Genomic DNA, 24,090 nt, shown 5'->3' with positions numbered 1-24,090 from the left:
GCATCTCGCCAGTCTTCAACATCGAGATGACGTTGGCGCGAACGAGGCCCATCTCCTCGGCGATCTCGCGCTGGGTTTTGCCGCTGGCTTCGATGGCGGCGGCAATCATGCGGGCGGTGTGGCTGGTGGTCATGTCGAACCTCGTCGTCTTGTTGTGTTCGACATAGTGATAGTCAGCGGGCTTGGGTCCGTCCGTGGTGAGCGGGCAGGATGTCCTAGCTGAGGTTGAGATGCCTCTTGGGGGCATGCCGGGTGTCGGTGGGGTTTCCACTCGGAACCTTGGAGTTTCGGGTTTAGGTTTCGGTCGCCGCGCTCAACTTCGTGCTCACTGCAGGTAAGAAAACTGGAAGAATATAACCACTGCGCTCGGCGCAGGCATCCCTGCACGCTTGTGCGTGCCGTGGTGCATCGCGGCGTGTAACGTGCGGCCCTTGCCCAAGGGTCCGGGCCGCCATTGCGACCGGTTTCGATGAAGATGGCCGCACTCTCTTAACCGTCTCTCGCGGCTACCAAGAAGCGGCCAACGCTTCAGCTTGCCGTAGGACCAACTTGACGGCTTCCGAGGCAAGATCAGGTGGGTATCCGTGGCGTTTCAAGATGCGCTTGACCGCGATGCGCATCTTGGCGCGCACGTCGTCACGGCGCCACCAGTCGGTGCCGGCGTTTTTGCGGATCGTCTTGACCAGTTCGGTGGCAATGACACGCAGTTCCTCGTTGCCCATGATCTCGACCGCGCTGTCGTTCAGAGCGAGGGCGTCGTAGAAGGCGCGTTCCGCGTCGGTCAGATCGTCTTCTGGTTCGGCTTGCAGGGCTTTCGCGATCGCAATCAGTTCTTGCAGGATCTGCAACGCGTCGACGCTGCGATTGTGGTAGTTCGCGATGGCCTTCTCCAGGCGGGAGGAGAACTCCTCCTTGCGCACGACATTTGTGCGCGCCCGGGACGAAATCTCGCCGTTCAGGAGCTTCTTGAGCGCCTCGACGGCCAGGTTCTTGTGCTTCATATTCTGGATTTCCAGCATGAAGGTATCGGACAGGACCGAGATGTCCGGTCGGTCGAACCCGCAGGCCTCGAGGATGTCGACGACCTCAGTCGAGGCGACCGCGCGGTTGAGCAACTGCTGAATCGCGAGATCGTGGCTCGCGCTGCTTCGACCGTTGCCACCACGGCCAAGCTTCTCAAGGCCGGCCCGAAGCGCCGAGAAAAAGGCGACTTCCTCGGCATGCGCCGTTGCCTGAGGGCTGCCAGATGCGAGTTTGAAGGCCTTGACCAGCCCGGCAACGGCGTCGTTGAACCGCTTAACGGCACCGCCCTCTCCGTCTCGATCCTTTTGCAGGATGTGGTCCAGCGCGCCGGGGAGGATCCGAAGACGGTCTGCTGGCGTGCCCGACAAAGCACCGGCATAATCGAAACCATGCATTTGCGAGCGGGTGACGTCCAGCGTATCAAGGAAGGCCGCAACAGCCTCGCTTTCGTCAATCCCGGTTTTCTGCTGATCGGGTTTCGAGTAGTGGGACAGGGCCTTCTTCAGATCGGCGGCGATGCCGATGTAGTCGACCACGAGCCCCGCGGGCTTGTCCTTGAACACTCGATTCACACGGGCAATGGCCTGCATCAGCCCATGCCCCTTCATCGGCTTATCGACGTACAGCGTGTGCATGCAGGGCGCGTCGAAGCCAGTCAACCACATGTCGCGCACGATGACGATCTTCAATTCGTCGTCGGGGGTCTTTGCGCGTTTGCGGATTGCTTCCTGCCGGGCTTTCGATCGGATGTGCGGTTGCATCTCGGCTGGGTCCGAGGCGTTGCCGGTCATAACAACCTTGATCTTGCCGGTGTCGTCCGTGTCGCCGTGCCAATCCGGTCGTGCCGCGATAATCCGGTCGTAGACCTCGACGCAGATCCTTCGGCTCATGCAGACGATCATGGCCTTGCCGTCCATCGCTTTGAGGCGTTCTTCGAAATGCGCGAGGATGTCTGCAACGACCGTGTCTAGCCGCGGCTCTGCGCCGACCAGGGCTTCGACCCGGGACCATTTCTGCGCGGCCGCCACGGCTTGCTCATCTTCGAGGTCCTCGGTGGCTTCATCGAAGGCGTTGTCGATCTCGTTTCCCAGGTCCTCGTCGAGCTCGACGCGTGCGACCCGGGCCTCGTAGTAGAGGGGAACCGTGGCGCCGTCTTCCACGGCCTGGCTGATGTCGTAGACGTCGATGTATTCGCCGAAAACGCCCCGCGTGTTTGCTCCTACGAGTTCGACCGGGGTGCCGGTGAAGGCGATGTAGACGGCGTTCGGCAATGCCTTGCGAAGCTGATAGGCCAGCCCATGGCGCAGCTCGCCGGTCGTCCGGTTCATCTTGGCCTCGAATCCGTATTGCGTGCGGTGCGCTTCATCGACAAGGACAACGACGTTCGACCTGTTCGTCAGCTCTATAAAAATCTCCCCCGCGTCGGGGCGGAACTTCTGAATCGTAGAGAACACGATCCCGCCGACCTCGCGCTTCAGCAGCTCTTTCAGCGCCGTGATGCTGTCAGCCTGCACCGGCTCCTCTCCGAGAAGATCCTTGCACCGCCCGAAAGTCGCGAAGAGCTGGTTGTCGAGATCGTTTCGGTCGGTCAGCACTAGCAGTGTCGGGTTTTCCATGTCCGGATGGTGCATGACGCGCCCGGACAGGAAGGTCATCAGCAAGGACTTGCCACTGCCTTGCGTGTGCCAGATGACCCCGCCTTTGCCGTCGCCGCCGCGTGCGCCGAGGATCGTCTCGGTGGCCTTCCGGACGGCATGAAACTGGTGATACCCGGCGATCTTCTTGATCGGTCCCTTGCCTTCATCTTCGAAGACCACGAACCAGCGAAGCATCGCGAGCAGCGTTCTAGGGGTCAGCAGGCCCTGCGCCAGGGTTTGAAGTGCGAGGGCCGAGCCTTCCGGCACGAGCGTCTCGCCATCGACCGTTCGCCACTTCATGAAACGATCGAGGCCGGCGGAAATTGACCCGAAGCGCGCGTGCAGCCCGTCCGAGATCACCGTCAAGAGCGAGGTGCGGAAAAGGTCTGGGATGTCAGCCTTGTAGGTCTCCGTTTGGTTGAAGGCTGCCTCGATGTCCGCCCCCTCGGTGCCCTTCAACTCGACCACGACCAGCGGTAGCCCGTTGAGGAACAGCACCACGTCGGGGATGCGTGCGGTCTTGCCGACCACGTCGACCTGATTGATCACTCGCCAGTCGTTGGCTGTGTTCGTCCAGTCGACAAGCTGCACGACTGCGTTGCGCTCCTCGCCATCTCCGAAGTATGTGACTGGGATGCCCTTGACCATCAGGCCATGAACGCGCTGGTTTTCCTGAACGAGATCGCTGGCGAAGACAATGTCGCGAACCTGTGAGGCCGCCTCGGCGATGGCAGTCTCTGGCAGGCCCGGGTTCAGCCGTCGCACAACGTCCAGCAACACTGGCGCCAGGATCGTTTCCCGGAAGCTGGACCGCATCGGGTTGCGCATCTCGGGTGAGATCTCGGACCCATGCTGCAGCGTGAAGCCTTGGGCCGCCAGCTCACCGATGAACCAGTTCTCCAAGTCGAGTTCCGAGGTCCAGGCCATCACGAAATCTCCGGTCTGGCCTTGAAGGCGCGGGCGATTTGGGCAAGCGGTCCCTTGAGCGCCGCTTCGAGGCGCCTCATGTGCTCCGCGTGCCAAGCAGCGAAGGAGGGCCACTGTTCTTGATCGTAGCCGTCACAAGGGTTCGCAAAGTAGAGCCGCGACTCCTTGTATCCGTCTAGACGCAGCCAAGTGAGTTCACTTCCGAACGTTGCCGCGATCTGTTGCTGTTGCTTCGCCAATTCGTCGAAGAGCCACTTGTTCTCATCGGCGATCGGACGAGAGAACGCGAACTCGACGCGGATCTCCTTCTTCAGGTAGATCAGACGGTAGGGGCACCCGGACAAGCCCGAGCCCGCGCTGAGCCAGTGGTCGTTCGAGGGGCTGATGTTCTCGTAGAGCGTCAGACCTGAAGCACGCATGGTCTCCAATGCCACGGTCCAGTAACCCTGCCGCAGGGCGTGGCTCTGTCTCTGAGCTCCCTTGGCCGACTTCTCCTCGTTCTCTTTCTCGGCCATCTGGATCATGAAATCCGCCGCTTCGGGCGTCGGGATCACCGGCTGGATGTCGAACAAAAGCTCCTCGGCCATTGAGAACAGGTTGACCTTGAAGCACCGGGCGTCAATCTGATGTTCGCGCAGCCAGAGCACCGTCGCCGTAACTTCCTTGCGGAAGTTCGCCGCGATGAAGAACAGGCGCTGGCTGTGGCCAGGGTTCAGGACTACCTCGTCAAGCTCTTCCACATCCAGGAAGTCGCAGATCAGCCGCGCGGCGTTGCCGCCGCCCGAGTGCCGGTCAAGGTATTGCTGGAAGATGTCGATGATCTGGGCCTTAGTCAGGCTCGACACGTAGGCGGTGTATTTCAATGCCTGCCAAGTCACATCCCGGCCGGAATCGTCTAGCTTGTTCTCGATGACGACCAGCTGTCCGAGCTTGTCGAGCGCAAGAAGATCCAAGCGCTCGCGGGTGTCGGCAAAGCCGTCGAACTCCTTCTGCAGGATCAAGAGATCCTCGCCGAGCGCGTCCGGTTGATGCGCCAGCCACTCCTGCAGATGCTCGCGCTCTCTCAGGTTCAAGTCACCGAACCGCCGCTGTTCGAGGCGGCGCAAACGGTTCTGGGATCGGTCAACTTGGAACATGGTGCTTCTCACAAATCGAAACTCAAGAAAATCAAATTGCCCAGTCAACGTGGCACGCTGCTCTGTAGAAAGTGACGGCAGCCTCGGTCGGTGTCTGACCGAGCTTCTCTCGCTGTGGCTCGAGGATGCCTACGAGGTCATTGTAGAACGCCTGCTCCCCCGCGTAATTCTCCGCCCTGGATTTCAACTCCAGATGCCGACGATAGGCGTAGCAGATAACATCAGCGACCTGCACGAGCGTCGAATGGTCGGACTTGATGGCGAAGGCAGTGTTGATGATCTGGTCGAAGCGGTCCTTCGGCTTGCGATCAATCCAAGTAGTCTTGCCCTTCTTCTTACCGCGCACCTGGTAGAGAGGATCATACCATTCGCTGCCGTTGTAGAGCCCGTCCGACAGCTTGGGCATGTCCACCTTGTTGTCGTCCATGATGACGACCGTCAGCCCCTTGCTGTTCGACTCCCTTTGCATCTTCTTCTGAACCAAGGCTCCGGTGAACATGCTGCTGGCGACCCAGTAGTTGCTACCAAATGGTTGCCCATGCCCGGCCTCCTTGGCTGCATCGAAAGATGCAAAGGAAAGAGCGATACCGAAGAGCTTGCCGCCATTGGCCACAGCCAGACGGCAGACGTTGGTGAGAAACTCCTTCCGCTCCTCAGCGGGAATGGCACTCCATCCGCCTTTACCCTCTATAAACCGCTTCGTCTTGAGCTCTGTGCCGGAGCCAGGATGCTTGGCAAGGAGCTCTGCGAACATGGCATCGAAATCGGCAGTCTTCTTTCGCAGCTTGTAGGCATCAACCATCAGGCCGCACATGACGAAGATGTCACCTTCGCCCTTCGAGCCGCTTTCATCGACATAGATGAACTTCATTCGGCGATCTCCTAAACTCGTTACTGCGCTTCGTTGGCTCGGAAAGGAACGTCTTTTTAAAGTGCTCTTTCAAACATGTTGGTCGCTCTCAATATTCGGGCAGCCGCGAAACCTCTGCCGTGAAGCGCGCGCTGCCGCTCTTGTGCATGGCGGCGTCGTTCAGCCAGAGTTGGATAATCCGCGTGTCGTAGCCGCCGTCAGGACCGAGGTGGGTGTAGTAGACCGAGCCGTGGTCGCAGCTGTTGCCCTGGCCGGTCGGCACGAACTCGGTGACGTCCAGAATGATGCCGTCGTCGGAGAAGTCGATATCGCAAGCGACGACTTCCATATCATCAGGGCAGTCGGTCCAGCCGATGCGAACGCCGCATCCGCGCGGAGCTCGGGACAGGGCGCCGTCAAGGTAGTTCACCGCCGCGCCAAGGGCCATCAGGTCCTGACCGTTGGCGATGAGACTGCGCCAGCTTAGCAGCTCTTCCCGGATCCGTTCCAGAGCGTCCGCATCCGCGCGGCAGAGCATCCAGGGTTCGGGTGCCATGTCTATGGAGCTCCTGATGTACTCGCTCATCCCACCGCCTCCACCTGGTCCCGGGCTTCGCCGACGCGGAGATCGCCCGACATGAGACGGGGCAGGAGTGTGTCGCGGAGGGTGGCGAGGGTTTGGTTTTCCTTGCCCAAGGCGTGGATACGCCGGATCATTGGATCAGTCGCTTCGGCAAATGCGCCGAGGACCGGCCTCGGCGGGACAGCGCAATCGACTTGGGAAATGCGAACGGCATCGGCACGCTGACGACCGGATGAACCTGTCATCGTTGCGATGGCTTGCTCTCGGAAGCTGGGATCACGCGCCACGCAGTAGGGCAGCGCCGAATGCACTCCGGGTTTGCCGCGCATCACGATGAATTCGGTCGATCCCCATCCGACCTCGGAACCAAGCAGGTCGTCTACCATCGCTGTCTTGCCATTTTCGAGGCATGGCGTGATCCGCGCCAGCAGAGTGTCACCGACGCGGAATTTCGTCCCACTGGTGAAGGCGCGCTGATAGGCTGGGGCGGCGGTCATGCCGGAGGTCGGCAACGCCTTCATGTCCAGATACGGAGCATCCGATCCCTTGGTGATCTTTTCTCGCGGGTTGAAGTTGATGAGGTCACCCAAGGTCCCAGCTTCCCACCCCTCTGGCAGGCCGTCGGGTCCGAAGCGGGCGGGGAAGAGGGCGGCGGTCTCGGGGGGCATGTGCGTGGGGGCGCGGCCTTCGGCCTTGGCGTGGACGGGGTCAAAATCGACGAACCATGACCGATAAAGCGCCCGCGCCATTGCCTCCAATGTCGCCGCCGTCTTGCGGTTCAGCTCGATCTTGTCATCCAGCGCCCCCAACACCGCCGCAATCTCGCGTTGTTTTTCGACGGGTAGCAGAGGGACCTCTATGCGTCCAATGATTGACTTGTTGAGGTTCGGCATCGTTGCGCCGATTGCTTGCTCCCTTATCCAGGTGACTGTCGAAGGCGCGGCGAGAAACCAAGCCAGAAACCTCGGATCGAGAACCGTTCGCTCGTTGACCCGGGCGCGTATTGCGCCGGTCCCGCAAATGAAGCCAACTTCGCTCCGCCGAATGAGGGCACTTCGGCCGGTCGCCTGCGCGCCGCGTCGTGCGAAGAGTATGTCATCCTCTATCACTGCGTGACGGGCCAACTCGGAGGACTTTTCATCCGTGATCTTCGGCAAGACCGAATGATCAATTCGCCCTTCCTGAATACCTTCGGTTGGTATGACAGGGACGCCATCCTCAACATAGTCGTAGGAATGAAGCTGCGAACCGAAGGGGCCGGTTTGAAGCGAGAGAGCACCGGATGAGATGAAATCGTCAAGTGGGGCAGTCTCGCTCATCCCAACGCCCCCAGCCGCGCTTCGATCTCGGCTTCCAGCCGATGTCCCTCGGCAAATTGGCCGCGCAGCTCGCCCATCAGGCGCTCGAACTTCTCCTCGAAGGGTTCGGCGTCATCCTCTGCCGCGCCTGCGCCAACATAGCGGCCCGGGGTCAGGACGAAGTTGTGCTTGGCGATCTCTTCGAGGCTGGCGGATTTGCAGAAGCCCGGCTCATCCTCATAAACGCCTGCGTCCGGCTCCCCCCGCCATGCGTGGTAGGCCGTGGCGATCTTGCCGATCTCGTCCTCTGATAGTTCCTTTTGCTTGCGGCTGCCGGGGACCAGCGCGCCCATCTTGCGGGCGTCGATGAACAGCGCCTCGCCGCGCCGGTCGCGTAGTTTGGCGTCCTTGGCGATGCCGTTTGATTTGTCCTTGGCCATGATCCACAGGCAGGCCGGGATCTGGGTCCCGTAGAACAGCTGCCCCGGCAGGGCGACCATGGCGTCGATGGCGTCGCCCTCGACCAGCGCGCGGCGGATGTCGCCCTCGCCGCCAGACATGGAGGACATGGAGCCGTTGGCCATCACCACGCCACCGATGCCCGAGGCCGAGAGGTGGGCGTAGATGTGCTGGATCCAGGCGAAGTTGGCGTTGCCCACGGGCGGCGCGCCGCAGCGCCAGCGGGCATCCTCGCGCAGCAGTTCGCCCGACCAGTCCGAGATGTTGAACGGCGGGTTGGCGAGGACATAATCGAAGCGCTCATCGGGGAAGGCGTCGCGCACCAGCGTGCCTTCGGAGTTCCAGCGGATGTCGGCAAAGATGCCCCGGATGGCGAGGTTCATCCGTGCGAGGCCAAAGGTGGTGTGGTTGCGCTCCTGCCCGTAGACGGCGATGTCGTTCGAGCTGCCTTGGTGCGCCTCGATGAACTTCTCGGACTGGACGAAGAAGCCGCCCGTGCCGCAGCAGGGGTCATAGACGCGGCCCTTCGTGGGTTCGATCATCTCGACGAGCGTGTCGACAACGGATTTCGGGGTATAGAACTCTCCGCCGCGCTTGCCCTCGGAGCCTGCGAATTCGCCGATGCAGTATTCGTATATGCGCCCGATGAGGTCGAAGTCGGCCTTGGTGCCGTCGAGTTTCAAGTTGGTGAAGAGATCGATCAGGCCGGTGAGCATGGCGCGGTCGACGCTTTCGCGACCGAAGACCTTGGGCAGAGCGCCCTTCAGGCTCTCGTTGCTGGCCTCGATGGCGCGCATGGCGTCGTCGATCATGACGCCGATCTTGGGATCCTTGGAGCGCTTGGCGAGGCTGTTCCAGCGCGCTTCCTCGGGCACCCAGAAGACGCTCTCGGCGAGATACTCGTCAGGATCCTCGGCATCGGCGTAATCGTCCGCGTCGAGCTGGTCATGCAGGCGCTGGAAAGATTCCGAGACATAGCGCAGGAACAGCAGGCCCAGGGCAATGTGCTTGTATTCGCCAGCATCCATGGCGCCGCGCATCTTGTCTGCTGCGGCGAAGAGCGTGCGTTCGATACTCATTACAATCCTTGCTAGAAATTCTGCCGCGTGTGCGGCCTTCGTTGTCATATGCAACATGGCCCATTTAATCTGGGGCTTCAATCGACGAGCACCTGACGCTGAAGCGCTGCCGCCGCAGCGCCAAACGCGCCGTTCACGAATTTGTGTGCGTGAGCTGGATGTTGAATTACAGGATCCAGCGCTTCTGCATCAGGCAGTGGGTGTCTGCGGTGCCGAGCAACCTACGAGACGGGCTCTTGCAGCGACGGTCGGGTGACGGCCGGGCACCTTTCCGATATTCAGCCGAGATCAGCCGCTAGCGCGGAAGGCTCACTCCGCGATCATGGGGTCTAAGCCTTGGGGCGTCATCATCAAAGCTGAATTAGCAAGCAACTCCGGTGACGCTGAGGGTGCATGCATCGTCATAGTTCCCAAGCGAACCTGAAGTCTGTAAGCTGCTTACACATTGCAAGACTAGAAATTGGCGTACACGTACTTCCTTTAAGTCGAAGGGTTCTCACGAAACGTGAAGCCTGACAGCTTGATGGCGTTGGTATTGAGATGAACTACCGCAGAGAAATTAATGGACTTCGTGCTCTCGCCGTGGTGCCGGTGGTACTGTTTCATGCGGGCCGGGATGCATGATCGGGCGGATTTTCTGGTGTCGACGTGTTCTTTGTAAGCAACCGTTATCTCACTACGCCCACTCTTATAGAAAACTTGGAGCGGGGGAAGACCAAATCAAAATAAGGATGGCATTGCCGATTTGAATCGGGTGGTGTCGGAAAAGTTAGTATCTGGCGAGCAACACTATTTAGTTGTTCATTTTTTGAAACTCCATTTTCGAGAGATGTTTATTGCATGAACGAAGAGACCGAGAGCGAAACGGTTGCCGCACTTCTCGAGCGTATTCAGGATGTACTGTCGTCAGCGAACCATGAACGACGGTCCGAGGCTCTGTCTGCCCTGGAAAAGCTGCGCACGGGTGCGGCATTCATGGATGACCCAGCGCCTATTGACGCCCGCGACGCCTTTCCGACCGAAGCGCGGCCGCCCCGATCCAATGCGATGTTCCTTCCGCGACCCGACTTCCTGCAAGAGCGAGACAGTTGGGATCTGGATCCGGATACGCCCGATGGCGGATGGCGCAAGCCACGACCTAGAGATGGCGCGTTGATGGCCGCGCTCAGGAAAACGATCCAAAACGAGATAACTGCGCGCACCAAGGGCCTTTGTCCCGACGAGGTCATCAACACTGCGCTTCTTGAGCATCTTGCCGAAGAAGGTCTCGGAGACCTCGAGGTCTACCTCGGAGAGCCCGAGTTCCTGCCCGGTGTAACTTTGGCGCATGTGGTGATTTCCGATCTTCCCTCAGGCGAGGACGGGAGGTCGGTTGTGCTGGAGGCGCTTTTCAACATACGCGACGAGGGCGGCACGCTCACAGCCATCAGCTTCGACTACACGAGCCCTCCTTTGCACGAGATCAACACCTCGGTTCCGGTCCGGATTGCAGGCAACGAGGTAGCCTATCTCAGATACTTCCTGAAGGTCGTTAACGGATCGGCAGGGGCCTTCAGGGTGGTCGACAAGCGCCTGTTTTCATTGGTCCAGGAATGCATTCGCACACAGGCGACCGAGCCCGACAGCGATGCTGCAAAGATGCTTGAACTGGGCTGGCACGACCTTCGGTTCGCGGGCTTCAACCCGAAGGGCGGCATTCTCATCGAAGCATTCATCCTTTATCAGGGCTCAGTTTTTAAATCGCTTTTCTGCGTCCTGCGGGACGGAAATGTCAGCATGCTCTTCGACAACCAGCTGGTCAAAGATGTCGAGGGGATGAGCGAGAGATGAGTGGGACGGAACGGCGCGGTTCGTCGCTTCTGACGAAGGAGGTTTGGAAGGCAATCGGCTATGCTCTGGGGCTGACGGCAATTGCTGCTTTGGGCGTTGTTGCCGCGGCGCGGCTGATCGTTGCAGTCGATGGCCAACCACTCCGCTGGATCGACAACAGAATTGAGCAGGAAGGGTCCGGTTGCCTGCGGCACGGTGACGCGCAACTGGGGAGTTGGACGCGAGTCACCTGTTCCTCCGGCCAGGTCATTGTCGGACCGTTGCGCGGCGTGGCCGGTGGCGCAGCGGAGATCGAAGCTGCCATAGCCAAGTTCGAGGCGGTGATCGGCGACGGTTCGGCACGGTATTCCTGCACAAGCCAGGCAAACGGCAGCCTGAGTTGTGAGATATCGGAAATATCGCTCAACGATCACCTGGCGCAGCACGGTTTCGCGGCCACAAGCACGCGTTCGGTGGCGGACCGCCGCGCGGTGGAGAGCTGGCTGGCGACACTTCTGGGGTTCACCGGCGCCGCGGTGTCATTTTTTATAACATATCGCAAGGAAGAGACTACGGAGCTGCTAAAGCGCCAGAACCTGAAAAACCGCGTCACTGCCGATCTGGAAGCCTTCAAGGCAGCGGTTTCGGCGGTTGCAGACCTTGAAAATCCTAAGCCGGTCAGTGATTTCGTCGAACTTTGCGAAAGATTGGATGAGACGAACAAAGCCTTGATGGAGGCAGGGATCGACACACTGACGCTGGATGAAATCTTGCGAAGTTTCAAAGCCGGGGGGGCGCAGGAAGATCACAGTGTGCAAATCAACCGTCTCCTCATGAAATACAGGGACGAACTCGATGCATGACTTCAGTAAAATCGTTTTTGTGACCGATAAGTCAGTGCTCGGAGCGCACTACGTGCCGGAGCTTTTGACCTCCGTCGCAGCGGGATTGTCGGCTTCGGAAATCAAAGAGATGCTGGAAAAGTTCCGACACGAAGTCGACGCCAAGGGTTGGCGGCAGGATGCGATACGTGCCGATTATCCTCTTGTGCTTCGCGAAACGCACTTGAGGCGGGTCAAAGCCAACCCGGATCAGGACCGGGAAGAGCTGCAGATCATCGGGTGGAACCTTATCGCTTGGTCTATGCGGGCGTATTTCGAGGAAAACACGGAACTGCCGGTCGCACCGTTCATTGCCCTATGCGGAAGTGACATACGCCACGATATTTCGATATGCCCGATCTGTCGAAATGTGATCGTCTATTATAGCCTCGTGGGGCTGGACAAATTCGATCCCCTGATTGCAGGTCTGGCAACTCTTGGACTGACCTACAACCCACGCCCCGACAGTCCGCAAATGCAGGCGCAGGAGCGGCTGCTGTCGGTCACAAAGGAGAACGGGAAAGCAGCATCGAAAGGCCACGGCGCGCTCTTGGAAAGTGATCGGGTCGTGTTCCTGAACACCGCCGCCAATCTAGGTAAAGGCATGTCTCACAGGACCATCCGCGTGGAGATCAGCGATCCGCCGCTTGAAACGGGGAAAGTACTGGATCGGATCCGGGAGATCCTGTCCGGATCCTATGAAGATGAACCAGGTGGGCGCTACGCATTAATCAATCTCCCGACCGATCTGCCGGACGACATGAAGATGGATGACGGCTGTTGCGGGACGCGGTCGACAATTCAGACCTATGGCGAAGGGGACCTAGCGACCGGTCCAGTCGGTCGGGGGTGGTTTCCGATCGACCTCGAGCGGTCAGAAGACAACCAGGACGCCCGAAAGACGCCGCGCCTGCGCTATGCCGAGGTGTTCATCTTCCAAAAACCGGATCGAGAGGCGAACGCGGACGCACCGTCTGCCGCCAACCAGTCAATCTTCGCGCACCTTTTTGCACGCCCGAGAAACGGCGAGGTCAGCTGAATGTCCTGTCCGATCATAGCATTCTACGGTTTCAAGGGCGGCGCAGGTCGCTCCTTTCTGCTAGCCAGTACAGCTGCCCTTCTGATGGCCTCCGGAAAGCGCGTCCTCGTCATGGACGCGGATCTCGAAGCACCCGGACTGGGTGACTTCTTCGACGATGCAGGCGACACCAAACGGGGCGTTCAGGGAATTCTCGGAGACGCCTGGCGGCACAAAAAGGGGTACATTGATCTCCTTACCGAAGAAGCGAACCCTGAGGCGGAAATCGCGTGCGGGCAAAGCGCCGAACTTCGGCGGACGCGCGAAGTCGCTGAGAATATCGCACGGAAGCTTCGCCTGACCGAAGGCGGCACCCTAACCGAAACCAGCGCGGAATACCTGACCTTGATCGAGCCGCCGGATCGCCCGGGCAGCGACAATTCGTACGAGATGGCGGGCCGCGGGCGGCTTGTGCTGTTTGGACCGGGATCGCACCAGGAGGACCAGCACTTGGGGGGGCTTAAATATATCTCCAACCTGTTGAATCTCGACATTGGCGCGCGCCTTGCAGATCGACAGGGGCGCACGGCGATCGACGGTCTCAAGCTCGCGCTCAGCGAAATGGCTGGATTCGATTACGTCTTGATCGATGGAAGGACAGGCTACAACGCCAACTCGATTGTGACGATCCAGAATCTTGCCAGTTCGGTCGTGATGGTGAGCACGCCGGCCCTGCAATCCATTGAAGGTATGGCGCGCGTAAGCACCCTGTTTACCGGCTTGAACCCGAGCCAGCCAATGATCAAGCCGAGGCTGGCCTTGCTGAGGACCTCCGGCGCCCGGCCCAAGGCCGCGGACCGCAATCGACGTGAGGTCGCCCTGCTGAACAAACGCAAGGTCGTCGAGAATTATTTCCATCACCTGGCCGGAGATGAGATTCACGAATTCCCCATTGTCGATGACTTCGCGACGGGAGAATCCTTCATGTTTCGCCGGGACGGGATTCGTGAAACGCTGTTCCCGTCCGGGCTACCCTTGTCGGACGAGGAGGTATGTCACGTAAGACCGACGATGGCACGTGGGGAGGTTTCTCTGCGGGGCTATTGCCGCGAATTGGTAAACTTCGTGTCTGGCTTGACAGGCGAGACCGCCACATCGGCGCAGGCGTCGAACGCGGACGACCGGATACTCTGGAGGGCCTTCGAGCTCTGGAGGCGGAATGAGAGGAAACTCGATGAACAACATTCTAGTGCCAGCAAGCCGTCAGTCGCGCAGGACTTTGACGGGGCATCGAACTCGACAGAAGTTCTGCTGGAACAATCACGGGCCTTCGTAGAACGCTTTCTCGAACAAGCCAGAGCATTCCTGCAGCCCCTTTCCGACCGGCCGGGCGAGGGCGTCAGCCGCGGCGGTAGGGAAACCGGTTCACTTGTAGCCGAGGACAGCTTTGAACACCTCGAGAGAGCCTACGCCTCGCTTTATTTGGAGGAGCGGACCCTGGCTTCGACAAAGCTCGACCAGCGAATGCGAGCGGACATGGCCGATGGGGGCACATGGTCGCTGAGGCACGAGAGGCTCAAGAAGCGCTTTCTGTCCACTTTGCCCAATGGGGGTCGCATTGCAACGCACGCGCCATGGGAGCCGTTTGAAACGCAAGACCCCGAACGGACGGACCGCACTGCGCGATCTAACGGGTCTCCGACGTGGGAGAACTTCGCCTTCGCCCGCCTGATGTCGGACCTCTGCCGCGACGTGGCCCTGATTGACAATGAAGACCGGCCGCAGGTTACGCAGCGAGTGGAAAAGCTGCGCAAGAACGCGCCGGCCGGGCGTGCAGCTGAAATCGCCGACATTCTTCTGTTCCACACAACCGATGTGCAGGAGGTCGATCACACGAAGTACATCGAGATCCTCACCCGTTTTCGCGTGATCGTGGCTGACCCGGATCAGGGATATTTGCCGAAGACGGCCGAATTGCTGCAAGGCACCCGCGAGTGGAACCTGATCGATGTAGTCGAACGCCGTTTGCATTACCTCAATGGCAATGGGCTTCCTCCGGAACTGACTGACGCGGTGACCAAGGCCGCGCGGGTCGTGACGGCGCATTTCGCGCAAAACCTGCCCAACACGGATGTTGATTTCCAAGATGTGGGCCGAGCGGCGCAATATATGTCCGACTGGCTTTTGCTATGGGCACGCGCGGCGGTGCTCGGGTTCAAGGTCGGGACGGCGGGGCCGGGGTATCCCGATGCGGAAGAACTGGAAAAAATCCGCAGCTTCGTTGGCATCGCACTCAAGTTGAAGGGGCTTGAGCCGACGCATCAGATCAGCTTGCTTCGCCTTCAGGGGTACTGCGGTCTTATAGGTGGGGATGCCGCAAGCGCACATCATGCCCAGGACCGAATACTCGAGGTGATCGCGGACGAACTGGACAAGAAAGGCCCTCGCATCGCTCGCGATGTTCTGGAGAAGTCGATCAGCCTCTGTTACATCCTAGACCGACACGCTGACGCCTGGCGTTTGCAGAGATACCTGCAGGGCGAGCCAGGCCGAGAAGGTGCTCCCATCGAAATCGACTTGACGGCGTCCGCGACGGCCGTTGGTTTGCGTCTTGGGATACCCTTCCCCGTTCCGGTTACGGCTCTGCCGTTCGCGTCGGTTCCAATGCCCGACCTGGATGAGAATGGTCGGCTCAAGGTCATCCAATGGCTCGATACATCGGAGCACGAAGACCGCGCCCTCACCGACAATATGGGATGGTATGTGTTTGTCAGTATGTTTCAAAGCGGACGTTACCAAGACGTTATGGTGGGGCTATCCCCGACCGACGACAGCGAATTGCGGACCCGGGACGCCGGCAGCTGGACAATCGCCGCTCGAATGGAATTGGGGCTGTTTGAAGGATTGGAGGACGACTTCGACACGTTTGCGACATCGAAAGGAAATGCTCGCACATTTCGGGATGGTGGGGCAAATACCTATCTGGCCTCAAGCAACATCTTATTGCGTGCTGCACTGGCGCAGGGCGACACAGCAGCATTCGACCGGTTCGATGAGCGCGTCACCGTCGATGCCCTGACGCATTGGGCACCAAATTTCGAGGCGAGGAAGGTCACTCGGGAAGTCCTGCGTCTAAAGAGAACTAGCATGGAGGCCGACAGCGACCTCGCCGTGATTTCAAAGCGTGCGAAGATTCTCCGAAAGAAACTTGTCGAAGCTTTCCGGGCCTCATTCTCGTCGCCGGCGGACCGGAACTTCGCTGATATTTTCGGTCGCGAATGGGATGGGCTTGGTGAATTTTCGGGAAATGAATTTGCCAATCCGAAGCGCGCAGACATTGCATCGAGCTTGCTTGACGTACTCGAACTCGAAACAACGCCGGACTTGACGATGTTCGATCTGGTTGAGAGGCTCCTCTGGACGAAAGGCCGAGGTGTGGAAGACGACTTCCTCGCGCCCATAGAACTCTCACTGCTGCTGCCTCGCGCCCGACTTGAGGTGCTGCGCAGCCGCCATGAAGGCCTTGATGCGGATTGTGACGGTGCGCGCGACTGGATGGAGCGCGACCTCGCGGTCAATGGCGATGGTCGGAAAGTGCACTATCCGGAGGACCTCAGACCAAGTAGGGTCTGAGGTCGATTGGACATCCCGCTGCAACTTCTTGATCTGGCTTGAATGGCTGTAGACGGAAGATCTGTGGCTCAAAGGCCGGCCACAAAGAATGGGGACAGAACGCCTGCGCGATGCAAGTGGTTGGCAAAGCGCTGATTTCTCAATCTAAGAATCTCTCAGCTGTGTTTTCTTTGGAAGGAGTGGTGCCCGGGGGCGGAATCGAACCACCGACACGAGGATTTTCAATCCACTGCTCTACCCCTGAGCTACCCGGGCACTGGGTGAAGGGCGCTGCCCCTCGGGTGAGGCGGGGTTTAGTCGAGCTCTCGGGGAGTGTCCAGAGACTTTTGCGGAAAAAATTCACCTGCCCTAGCGTCGCTTTAGATCAGGCTTTCTTCGGCCTGCGCGGCGCGGTACCAAATGCGCCATGCCACGCAAGATGACACAGCTTTCCGACTTCTTCCGCCATGGCTGCGACACGGTCATCGACGTGCGCAGCCCGGCCGAATTTGCCGAGGACCATGTCCCCGGCGCGATCAACCTGCCGGTCCTCGACAACGAGGAACGGGCGCGGGTCGGCACCATCTACAAGCAGCAATCGCCCTTCCTGGCGCGCAAGCTCGGCGCGGCGCTGGTGTTCCGCAATGCCGCCGCGCATATCGAGGGGCCGCTGGCGCATCACGAGGGCGGCTGGAAGCCGCTGGTGTATTGCTGGCGGGGCGGGCAACGGTCGGGCTCCTTTGCCTGGATGCTGCAGCAGATCGGCTGGCGCGCCGAGGCGGTGGAGGGCGGCTATCGCACCTACCGCCGGCTGGTGACCGCGGCGCTCTACGAGGAGGCGCTGCCGTTCAAGCTGATCCAGCTCGGCGGGCACACCGGAACGGCCAAGACCGCGCTGCTGCCGAAGCTGGCGGCGCGCGGGGTGCAGGTGATCGACCTCGAGGGGCTGGCGCGGCATCGCGGCTCGCTGCTCGGCGACATGCCCGGCGGCCAGCCCAGCCAGAAATGGTTCGAGACCGAGCTGGTGCAGGCGCTCGACGCGCTCGATCCGGCGCGCCCGGTGCTGGTCGAGGCCGAGAGCAGCAAGATCGGCCAGCTGCTGATTCCGCCGGCGATCTGGGAGGCGATGAAGGCCGCGCCCTGGATCGAGGTCACTGCGCCGATCGAGGCCCGCGCGGGTTACCTGAACGCGGCCTATGACGACATTCTTTCGGATGGGCCGGCGCTGAAGGACAAGCTCTCGCCGCTGCGCTACCACCGCGGCCACGAGCTGGTGGATCGCTGGGAGGCGCTGATCGATGCAGGCGAACGGCTGGAGCTCTGCGCCTCGCTGGCGGCGGATCACTACGATCCGGCCTATGCCAAGGCAATGCGGGCCATGGCGCCGCAGGTGATCGAGTGCTTCGAGACCCCGGCGCTGGACGATGCGGCGCTCGAGGCGCTGGCGGATCGGATGGCCGACAGGCTTCAGACCATCTCGATCTGACCGCGGCGTTCGGTGATCTCGCCGATCTCCACCGCCGGGAAGCCCGCGGCGCGCAGGGTGGTCAGGGTTTCGCTCACATCGCCGGAAACTGCGGCCAGCAGCCCGCCCGCCGTCTGCGGATCGAACATCAGGTCTTCTCGCGGCCCCATCGGCTGGAAAGGCACCGCCGTGCGGTTCTTCGGGTAGAGCGTCGAGGCATGGCCTTCCTTCGAGAGCAGCTCTGCGCCGGGCAGCAGCGGCACTTTGTCGATCTCCAGCCGCGCGCCGACGCCCGAGGCTGTACAGATGTTCAGCAGGTGCCCGGCAAGACCGAAGCCGGTGACGTCGGTCATTGCGCCCGCGTGGCTCAGCAGTCGCGCCGCTTCGCCCTGCGGCGTGGTCATATGTTCCAGCGCCGCGGCCACCCATGCGCCTTTGGCCGCGCCGGCCATCTCGGCGGCCATGAGGACGCCGGTGCCGATCGGCTTGGTCAGGATCAGCCGGTCGCCGGGGCGGGCGCCGCCCAGGGTGATGGGCGCGCGCGCGCAGAGCCCGGTGATCGTCAGCCCGATGCTCAGCTCGTCGCCCATGGCGGAATGGCCGCCGACCAGCTCGGCGCCCTCGGCGCGCAGGATTTCGGTGATCGCGCCGAGGCACTCGGTCAGCGTGCGCTCGGCCAGCGGCTCGGACATGCGCGGCAGGGTGAGGCTGGCGACCGCGGCCTGCGGCGCGGCACCCATCGCCCAGACGTCGCCGAGCGCGTGGATGCAGGTGATGCGCGCCATGACCTCGGGGTCTTCCACGAAGGCGCGCAGGTGATCGACGGTCATCACCTGCCGTGCGTCGCCCGTGAGCAGCAGCGCGGCATCGTCGCCGGGCAGGGCGGTGATATCGGTGCGCCGGGGCGCGGGCAAGGTCGAGAGCGCCGAGGCCAGCGCGTCGCGCCCGACCTTGGCGCCGCAGCCGCCGCACATGGGCTTGGCGCCGAGCGCCTCGTCCATGTCCGCCGCGTGGTGACGGGGCAGAGGCGGCGGTGTCATCTGCGGCAGCTCATTGAATTTGCGCATGAAAGTGCGGTCGATGTGGTCCTTCCAGCGCCACATGAGCGGGCCGGAGAGGGCCAGCCCCGCCTTGTCGGCCAGCGCCGACTTGCGGCCCAGAGAGATCAGCTTGAGGTAGTCGCGCTGCGGGCGGTAAGGGCGTAGGTTCGCGCGCCCCTCGAGCGCGGCGCGCAGGTTGTGCAGCAGAATCGGCGCCTCGCGCACCGCAAAAACCCCGGCCTTGGGACGGGGGGTCTCGGTGAGATGCGCGCAGTCGCCGGCGGCAAAAATCGCGGGGTCGGAGCTTTGCAGGGTCGCGGAAACCTTGATGAAGCCGTCATGCAAGTCGAGCCCGCTCTCCTGCAGCCAGCCCTGCGCCCGGGCACCCGCGGCGCCAGTGACGAAGTCGGCGGCGATCTCGCGGCCATCGGCGAGGCGCAGGCCGCGTGGCGTGACCTCGGCGACCTCCGCATTCTCGATGAGCGTGACACCCTGCACGGCGAGCGCGTCGCGCAGTTTCGCGGCGGCGCGGGGGCGCAGGGCGGTGAGCGCCGTGGCGCGTTCGATCAGATGCACCTGCGCCTTGCGGCCGCGTTGCTGCAGGGCGAAGGCCATGGCGCAGGCCAGCTCCGCCCCGGCGATGCCGCTCCCGATCACCGCCGCCGACGCCGGTCCGCTGCCGCCCCGGTACGCGTCCCAGGCAGAGGCGAAGGGGCCGAGCGGCTTGGCGGGCAGGGCGTGTTCGGCAAAGCCCGGCAGGTCCGGCATGGCCGAGGTGACGCCGATGTTCACCGAGGCGAGGTCGAAGCCGATGGGCGCGCGGCTCGCCACATGGACCTGCCTTGCGGCGCGGTCGAGGCCGGTCACCGCGCCGAGGATCACCCGCGCCCCGGCGAAGCGGGCGAGCTTCACCAGGTCGATGTCGAGCTCGTCGCGCGCGTAGTGCCCCGCAACGAACCCCGGGAGCATGCCCGAATAGGGCGCGGTGGGGCCGGGGTTGATCACCGTCAGCCGCGCGCCGGGCAGCGGCTTCATGCCCCACATGCGCAGCAGCAGCGCGTGCGAATGGCCGCCTCCGACGAGGACGAGGTCGCGGGTGAGGGGCAGGCTGGGCGCGCGCATGGAGATCTCCGGCTGGTCGGCCCGGGATGTAGCACGGCTCGTGCCGGGAGGGGGAGGGGGGATGCCCATCTCCGGGGTCGGCCCGTGTGTCTGCAGTCGCGCGCGAGGGGGCGCTGCCCCCTCTTGGCCTTCGGCCAATTCACCCACGGCGTATTTGCAAAGAGAAGAAGGGGCCAGGGCCGGTTGCGTGAGATCAGGCGCGGCTGGCCTGCGCTCTCGCGACCTCCGCGACGATCCTGGCGGGGCCGGCCGGGATGATGCGCGGGGGGTTGAGCGCCTTGATGCCGTAGTAGCCCGCCTTGATGTGGTCGAGGTCCACGGTGCTTGCGATGCCGCCGGTGTTCAGCATGCGCAGCATGTGGGCGTGCAGGTGGGAGTGATCCTCGAGCCGCTTGATGTTGCACTTGAACAGCCCGTGGTAGGCGGCGTCGAAGCGGATCGAGGTGACGAAGATGCGGATGTCGGTCTCCGTCAGCCGGTCGCCGAAGTAGAAGGGGCGGCCGTCCGACAGGTGCGCTTCCATCCGGGCCATCTCCTCGAAGAGCTGTGTGACCGCTTCGTCATAGGCCTCCTGCGTGCTGGCGAAGCCGGCCTTGTAAACGCCGTTGTTGTAGCGCGGGTAGATCTGCGCATTGGCATCATCGATCTGCGCGAGCAGCTCCTCGGGGGCGAGGCGGAGGTCCGACGGGGCGATCGCCTCGAAGGCGGTGTCGAACATGCGTACGATGTCGGCGCTCTCGTTGTTCACCATGACGCCCTGCTTCTCGTCCCAGAGCACCGGCACCGTGGCGCGGCCCGAGACGTGCGGGTCGGCGCGGGTGTAAAGCTCATGCAGGTGCTCCGCGCCGTAGAGCGGGTCTTCCTCCGCGCCGGGAAAGCCGCCGAAGCTCCAGCCCTGATCGTCGAGCCGCGGGTTCACCACGGTGACCGGGATGATCTCTTCGAGGCCCTTGAGCTTGCGGGCGATCAGCGTGCGAGAGGCCCAGGGGCAGATCAGCGCCACGTAGAGCCGGTAGCGACCGGCCTCGGCCTTGAAGCCGCCAGTCCCGGTGGGACCGGCGCTGCCGTCGGGGGTGATCCAGTTGCGGAAGCTCGATTCCTGCCGCACGAAGCGGCCCTTCTCGTCGGCTTTCTGCACCGGCTGCCAGTTGGCGGTCCATTTTCCGTCGATCAGCATGGGGTCAGTCCTTCTGGCTCAGGGTGAAAGTGGTGCCCCAGGGATCGGTCAGCGGGGTCTCGGCGGGGGCGCGGCTGCGGATTGCGGCGATCTCTGCGGCGGTGCCGCGGAGTTCGATCTCGGTGAGCCCGGTGCCGGGGCCATTGCGCGGCCCGGCGCCGCGGCTGTTCCAGATGTTCGAGGCGAGGTGGTGGTGGTAGCCGCCCGAGCCGTAGAAGGTCGCGCCCGGGTAGTGGTTGGTCACCGCCATCCCGAGGGTCTCGGCATAGAAGGCCTCGGCCGGGTCGAGCCGCCCGACCTGCAGGTGGACGTGGCCGACCACGGTGTCTTCGGGCGCGCCCTGCCAGCGGGCGGTGGCGCTGCTTGCGACATCCTGCAGGTCGAGGTGGTTGGTGGCCATCTCGATCTCGCCGCCGCGGTGGGTCCACTGGTCGCGCGGGCGGTCGATGTAGATCTCGATGCCGTTGCCCTCGGGATCGGCGAGGTAGAGCGCCTCGCTGACGAGGTGGTCGGAGGCGCCCTGCAGCGGGAGGCGGGTCTCGGCGGCGTGGTGCAGCCATGCACCGAGATCGGCGCGCGAGGGCAGCAGGAAGGCCACGTGGAAAAGCCCGGCCTCGCGCGGCGAGTGGCGCGGCGCGGATTTGTCCTGTCGCAGCGCGATGAGGCTGCGGCCATGTGCGCCGAAGCGGGCCTCGGTGCCGTCGTCCGACAGCTTCTCGAGGCCGAGGGCGGACTGGTAGAAATCGCCGACCTTGGTCAGGTCGTTCACGGTCAGGCTCACCTGGCCGATGTCGAGGGGGGCGTCGCTGGTTGCCATAATCTCTCTCCGAATGCTGTCCCGCGGAGCGGGAAGGGGGGTGGCAGCGCTCGCTGCCGTTGAGGGGAATATGCGGTCTGGCCTTTCGGAAAGAAATGGCGAGTATGTGGTAATACTATCCACGTAGTGTTCGGAATATGTCATGGACATCGTCGACCAGATCCGCGCCTTCGTCGCCACGGCGCAAACCGGCTCCTTCACCGCCGCAGCCGAGCGCATGGGGGTGTCGAACCGGCTCACCTCGAAATACGTCGCCGAGCTCGAGGCGCGACTTGGCACGCGCCTGCTGCAGCGCACCACGCGGCGGGTCGGGCTGACGCCGGCGGGAGAGAAACTGCTGGCGCGGGCGCCCGCCTGGCTGGAGGAACTCGAAGACCTGCTTGGCACGGTGGAGGACGAGTCGCGCGGCTTCACCGGCGTGCTGCGGGTGGCGGCGCCGGTGACCTTCGGCGAGATCTACGCTGCCGACCTGCTGAGCCGCTTTGCCGAGCCGCACCCGGATTTGACTGTCGAGCTGCGGCTGTCGGATGCCTATACCGACCTTGCGCTCGAGGGGATCGACCTTGCCTTCCGCATCGGGCGGCTCACCGACAATACGCTGCGGGCGCGCAGGCTCTGCCGCTTCGGCATGAAGCTGGTGGCCTCGCCCGAGTATATTGAGGCGCAGGGGGTGCCCGAGACCCCCGAGGCATTGGCCGCGCATGCCTGCATCCACGACACCAACCAGCGCAGCGCGCAGCGCTGGCGGTTCGGCCCGGAGGATGCGCTGCGCGAGGTGCAGGTGCGCTCGCGCCTGCAGGTCAACAGCGCAAAGGTGGCGCGCGATCTCGCCATGGCCGGGCGCGGCATCGCCTATTGCCCGGAGTTCGTGGTGACCGGTGATCTCGAGGCGGGCCGGCTGGTCGAGGTGCTGGGCGAGGTGGAGAAGCCCAAGCACGACCTGCACGCGGTCTACCTGGAAGGAGCAATGCTGCCCCGCAAGGTGCGCGCGCTGGTCGATTTCGCCGCAGAGGACGTGAAGACCCGCCTTCTCGCGGGCTAGTTCAGGCCTCGCAGGGCAGGGCGCCGAAGGTCTCGTCGAAGCTGCGGTGCAGGGCGACGTCGAGATCGTCCATGGTCACCGGCAGGCCGAGGTCGACCAGCGAGGTCACGCCGTACTCGGAGATGCCGCAGGGCACGATGCCGTCGAAATGCGACAGCTCCGGCTCGACGTTGATCGAGATGCCGTGGAAGCTCACCCATTTGCGCAGGCGGATGCCGATGGCGGCGATCTTGTCCTCGGTCACGCGCCCGTCCGCCAGCAGCGGCTTGTCCGGGCGTTCGACCCAGACGCCGACTCGGCCCTCGCGGATGTGGCCGGTGACGTTGAACTCGGCGAGCGCGGCGATCACCCAGGCCTCGAGCTGCTGCACGAAGCGGCGCACGTCGCGGCCACGCTTGCCGACGTCGAGCATGACGTAGACCACGCGCTGGCCGGGGCCGTGATAGGTGTATTGCCCGCCGCGCTTGGTGTCATGGACCGGGAAGCGCTCAGGATCGCGCAGGTCCTCGATCTTGGCCGAGGTTCCGGCGGTGTAGAGCGGCGGGTGCTCGACCAGCCAGATGAGTTCCTCGGCCTCGCCGGCGGCAATCGCCGCGGCGCGCGCTTCCATGAAGGCAACGGCCTCGTCGTAGCCGGTCAGCCCGTCTTTCGTGATCCACTCAACCATGGCCGAGCGATTAGGATCATTCCCCGATTGGGTCAATAGAGCGAACAACGGGGCAGGGGGGCGTTCAGCGGTTCGGGCTCTGTCGCGGGTTGCCGTAAGGTCGCGCAAACTTTTCGCAGAAAGGTTCAATTTTCCTCTTCACATCCCCCGCGGGCTTCGTTAGAGACCGCTTCACCAAGTCAAGACAGTGCGGTCGTGGCGGAATTGGTAGACGCGCAGCGTTGAGGTCGCTGTGGGGTAACTCCCGTGGAAGTTCGAGTCTTCTCGACCGCACCATCTCTCCCCTGAGATTAGAGAAAAATCATTCCCTTTGGGGCGTTACGGCGGATCGCCGTGTGCTTGCTTGTCCTCCCTCGTGCATGTCGATGTCACCTTCGGCGCCGGGCTGTCCGCGCAAGTTTGCGGTGCCGCTTTCCCTCGCCGCGCGGATGGGCTAGGCCCGATCAGC

At 62.5% G+C, this 24,090-nt stretch carries 16 protein-coding genes and 2 tRNA genes; 7 read left to right on the top strand and 11 right to left on the bottom strand.

Annotation, left to right across the window (positions count from 1 at the left end; genetic code table 11):
• Positions 1-506: 506 nt before the first annotated feature.
• The 6 genes from LC039_RS08335 to LC039_RS08310 form a co-directional block, all read right to left on the bottom strand.
• Entirely contained in the window at positions 507-3,587 is a 3,081-nt protein-coding gene (locus LC039_RS08335; RefSeq protein WP_226623184.1) for a type I restriction endonuclease subunit R, read from the bottom strand.
• Positions 3,587-4,723 carry a DUF4268 domain-containing protein gene (locus tag LC039_RS08330; protein WP_226623183.1) on the bottom strand — a complete coding sequence of 379 codons (1,137 nt, stop codon included), beginning with the start codon at positions 4,721-4,723 and terminating at the stop codon, positions 3,587-3,589. Before LC039_RS08330 ends, LC039_RS08335 begins: the two co-directional genes overlap by 1 nt.
• A 31-nt stretch (positions 4,724-4,754) precedes the next feature.
• A complete protein-coding gene (locus tag LC039_RS08325; protein WP_226623177.1) occupies positions 4,755-5,594 on the bottom strand; it encodes a DUF3800 domain-containing protein in 840 nt (279 codons plus the stop codon).
• A gap of 88 nt (positions 5,595-5,682) precedes the next feature.
• On the bottom strand, positions 5,683-6,159 hold the full coding sequence (locus LC039_RS08320; RefSeq protein WP_226623175.1) for a hypothetical protein: 477 nt from the start codon (positions 6,157-6,159) through the stop codon (positions 5,683-5,685).
• Positions 6,156-7,475 (bottom strand): restriction endonuclease subunit S, encoded by a 1,320-nt coding sequence (locus LC039_RS08315; protein ID WP_226623173.1) that lies wholly within the window; start codon positions 7,473-7,475, stop codon positions 6,156-6,158. Before LC039_RS08315 ends, LC039_RS08320 begins: the two co-directional genes overlap by 4 nt.
• Positions 7,472-8,992, bottom strand: a complete 1,521-nt coding sequence (locus LC039_RS08310; protein ID WP_226623171.1) for a type I restriction-modification system subunit M — start codon at positions 8,990-8,992, stop codon at positions 7,472-7,474. Before LC039_RS08310 ends, LC039_RS08315 begins: the two co-directional genes overlap by 4 nt.
• 840 nt (positions 8,993-9,832) lie before the next feature.
• Between LC039_RS08310 and LC039_RS08305 the strand changes: the two genes are divergently transcribed.
• From LC039_RS08305 to LC039_RS08290, 4 genes are read left to right on the top strand one after another with little or no spacing between them, the layout of a single operon-like run.
• Positions 9,833-10,822: a hypothetical protein gene (locus LC039_RS08305; protein ID WP_226623169.1), complete on the top strand. Its 990-nt coding sequence runs from the start codon at positions 9,833-9,835 to the stop codon at positions 10,820-10,822.
• On the top strand, positions 10,819-11,664 hold the full coding sequence (locus LC039_RS08300; protein WP_226623168.1) for a hypothetical protein: 846 nt from the start codon (positions 10,819-10,821) through the stop codon (positions 11,662-11,664). The genes LC039_RS08305 and LC039_RS08300 overlap by 4 nt, the downstream gene beginning before the upstream one ends.
• On the top strand, positions 11,657-12,721 hold the full coding sequence (locus tag LC039_RS08295) for a hypothetical protein (protein WP_226623167.1): 1,065 nt from the start codon (positions 11,657-11,659) through the stop codon (positions 12,719-12,721). The genes LC039_RS08300 and LC039_RS08295 overlap by 8 nt, the downstream gene beginning before the upstream one ends.
• Complete coding sequence (locus LC039_RS08290) at positions 12,722-16,333, top strand: KGGVGR-motif variant AAA ATPase (RefSeq protein ID WP_226623165.1); 3,612 nt, start codon at positions 12,722-12,724, stop codon at positions 16,331-16,333.
• Positions 16,334-16,513: 180 nt separating this feature from the next.
• Here the strand turns inward: LC039_RS08290 and LC039_RS08285 are convergent.
• Positions 16,514-16,588: transfer RNA gene (locus LC039_RS08285), tRNA-Phe, on the bottom strand.
• A gap of 151 nt (positions 16,589-16,739) precedes the next feature.
• On the opposite strand from LC039_RS08285, the gene mnmH reads away from it, so the two are divergent.
• Positions 16,740-17,798 (top strand): tRNA 2-selenouridine(34) synthase MnmH, encoded by a 1,059-nt coding sequence (mnmH, locus tag LC039_RS08280; RefSeq protein WP_413463817.1) that lies wholly within the window; start codon positions 16,740-16,742, stop codon positions 17,796-17,798.
• Here mnmH and selD read toward each other — a convergent pair.
• The 3 genes from selD to LC039_RS08265 form a co-directional block, all read right to left on the bottom strand.
• On the bottom strand, positions 17,780-19,939 hold the full coding sequence (gene selD / locus LC039_RS08275) for a selenide, water dikinase SelD (protein WP_226623162.1): 2,160 nt from the start codon (positions 19,937-19,939) through the stop codon (positions 17,780-17,782). The two genes, mnmH and selD, sit on opposite strands and share 19 nt — an antisense overlap.
• A gap of 193 nt (positions 19,940-20,132) precedes the next feature.
• Entirely contained in the window at positions 20,133-21,116 is a 984-nt protein-coding gene (locus LC039_RS08270; protein WP_226623160.1) for a glutathione S-transferase family protein, read from the bottom strand.
• Positions 21,117-21,120: 4 nt separating this feature from the next.
• Complete coding sequence (locus tag LC039_RS08265; protein ID WP_226623159.1) at positions 21,121-21,933, bottom strand: VOC family protein; 813 nt, start codon at positions 21,931-21,933, stop codon at positions 21,121-21,123.
• A 142-nt stretch (positions 21,934-22,075) separates the two neighbouring features.
• Between LC039_RS08265 and LC039_RS08260 the strand changes: the two genes are divergently transcribed.
• Entirely contained in the window at positions 22,076-22,975 is a 900-nt protein-coding gene (locus LC039_RS08260) for a LysR family transcriptional regulator (RefSeq protein ID WP_226623157.1), read from the top strand.
• A gap of 1 nt (position 22,976) precedes the next feature.
• On the opposite strand, the gene lipB is transcribed toward LC039_RS08260, so the two are convergent.
• Complete coding sequence (lipB, locus tag LC039_RS08255; RefSeq protein WP_264179476.1) at positions 22,977-23,678, bottom strand: lipoyl(octanoyl) transferase LipB; 702 nt, start codon at positions 23,676-23,678, stop codon at positions 22,977-22,979.
• Between the two features lie 153 nt (positions 23,679-23,831).
• On the opposite strand from lipB, the gene LC039_RS08250 reads away from it, so the two are divergent.
• Positions 23,832-23,918, top strand: a tRNA-Leu gene (locus LC039_RS08250).
• Positions 23,919-24,090 lie beyond the last annotated feature (172 nt).

Source organism: Alloyangia pacifica (genome assembly GCF_020524285.1).
In the GTDB taxonomy this organism is placed as follows: Bacteria; Pseudomonadota; Alphaproteobacteria; order Rhodobacterales; family Rhodobacteraceae; genus Salipiger; species Salipiger pacificus_B.
Note: the sequence above shows the minus strand (reverse complement) of the source record. Positions and strands in the feature narration are given on the sequence as shown.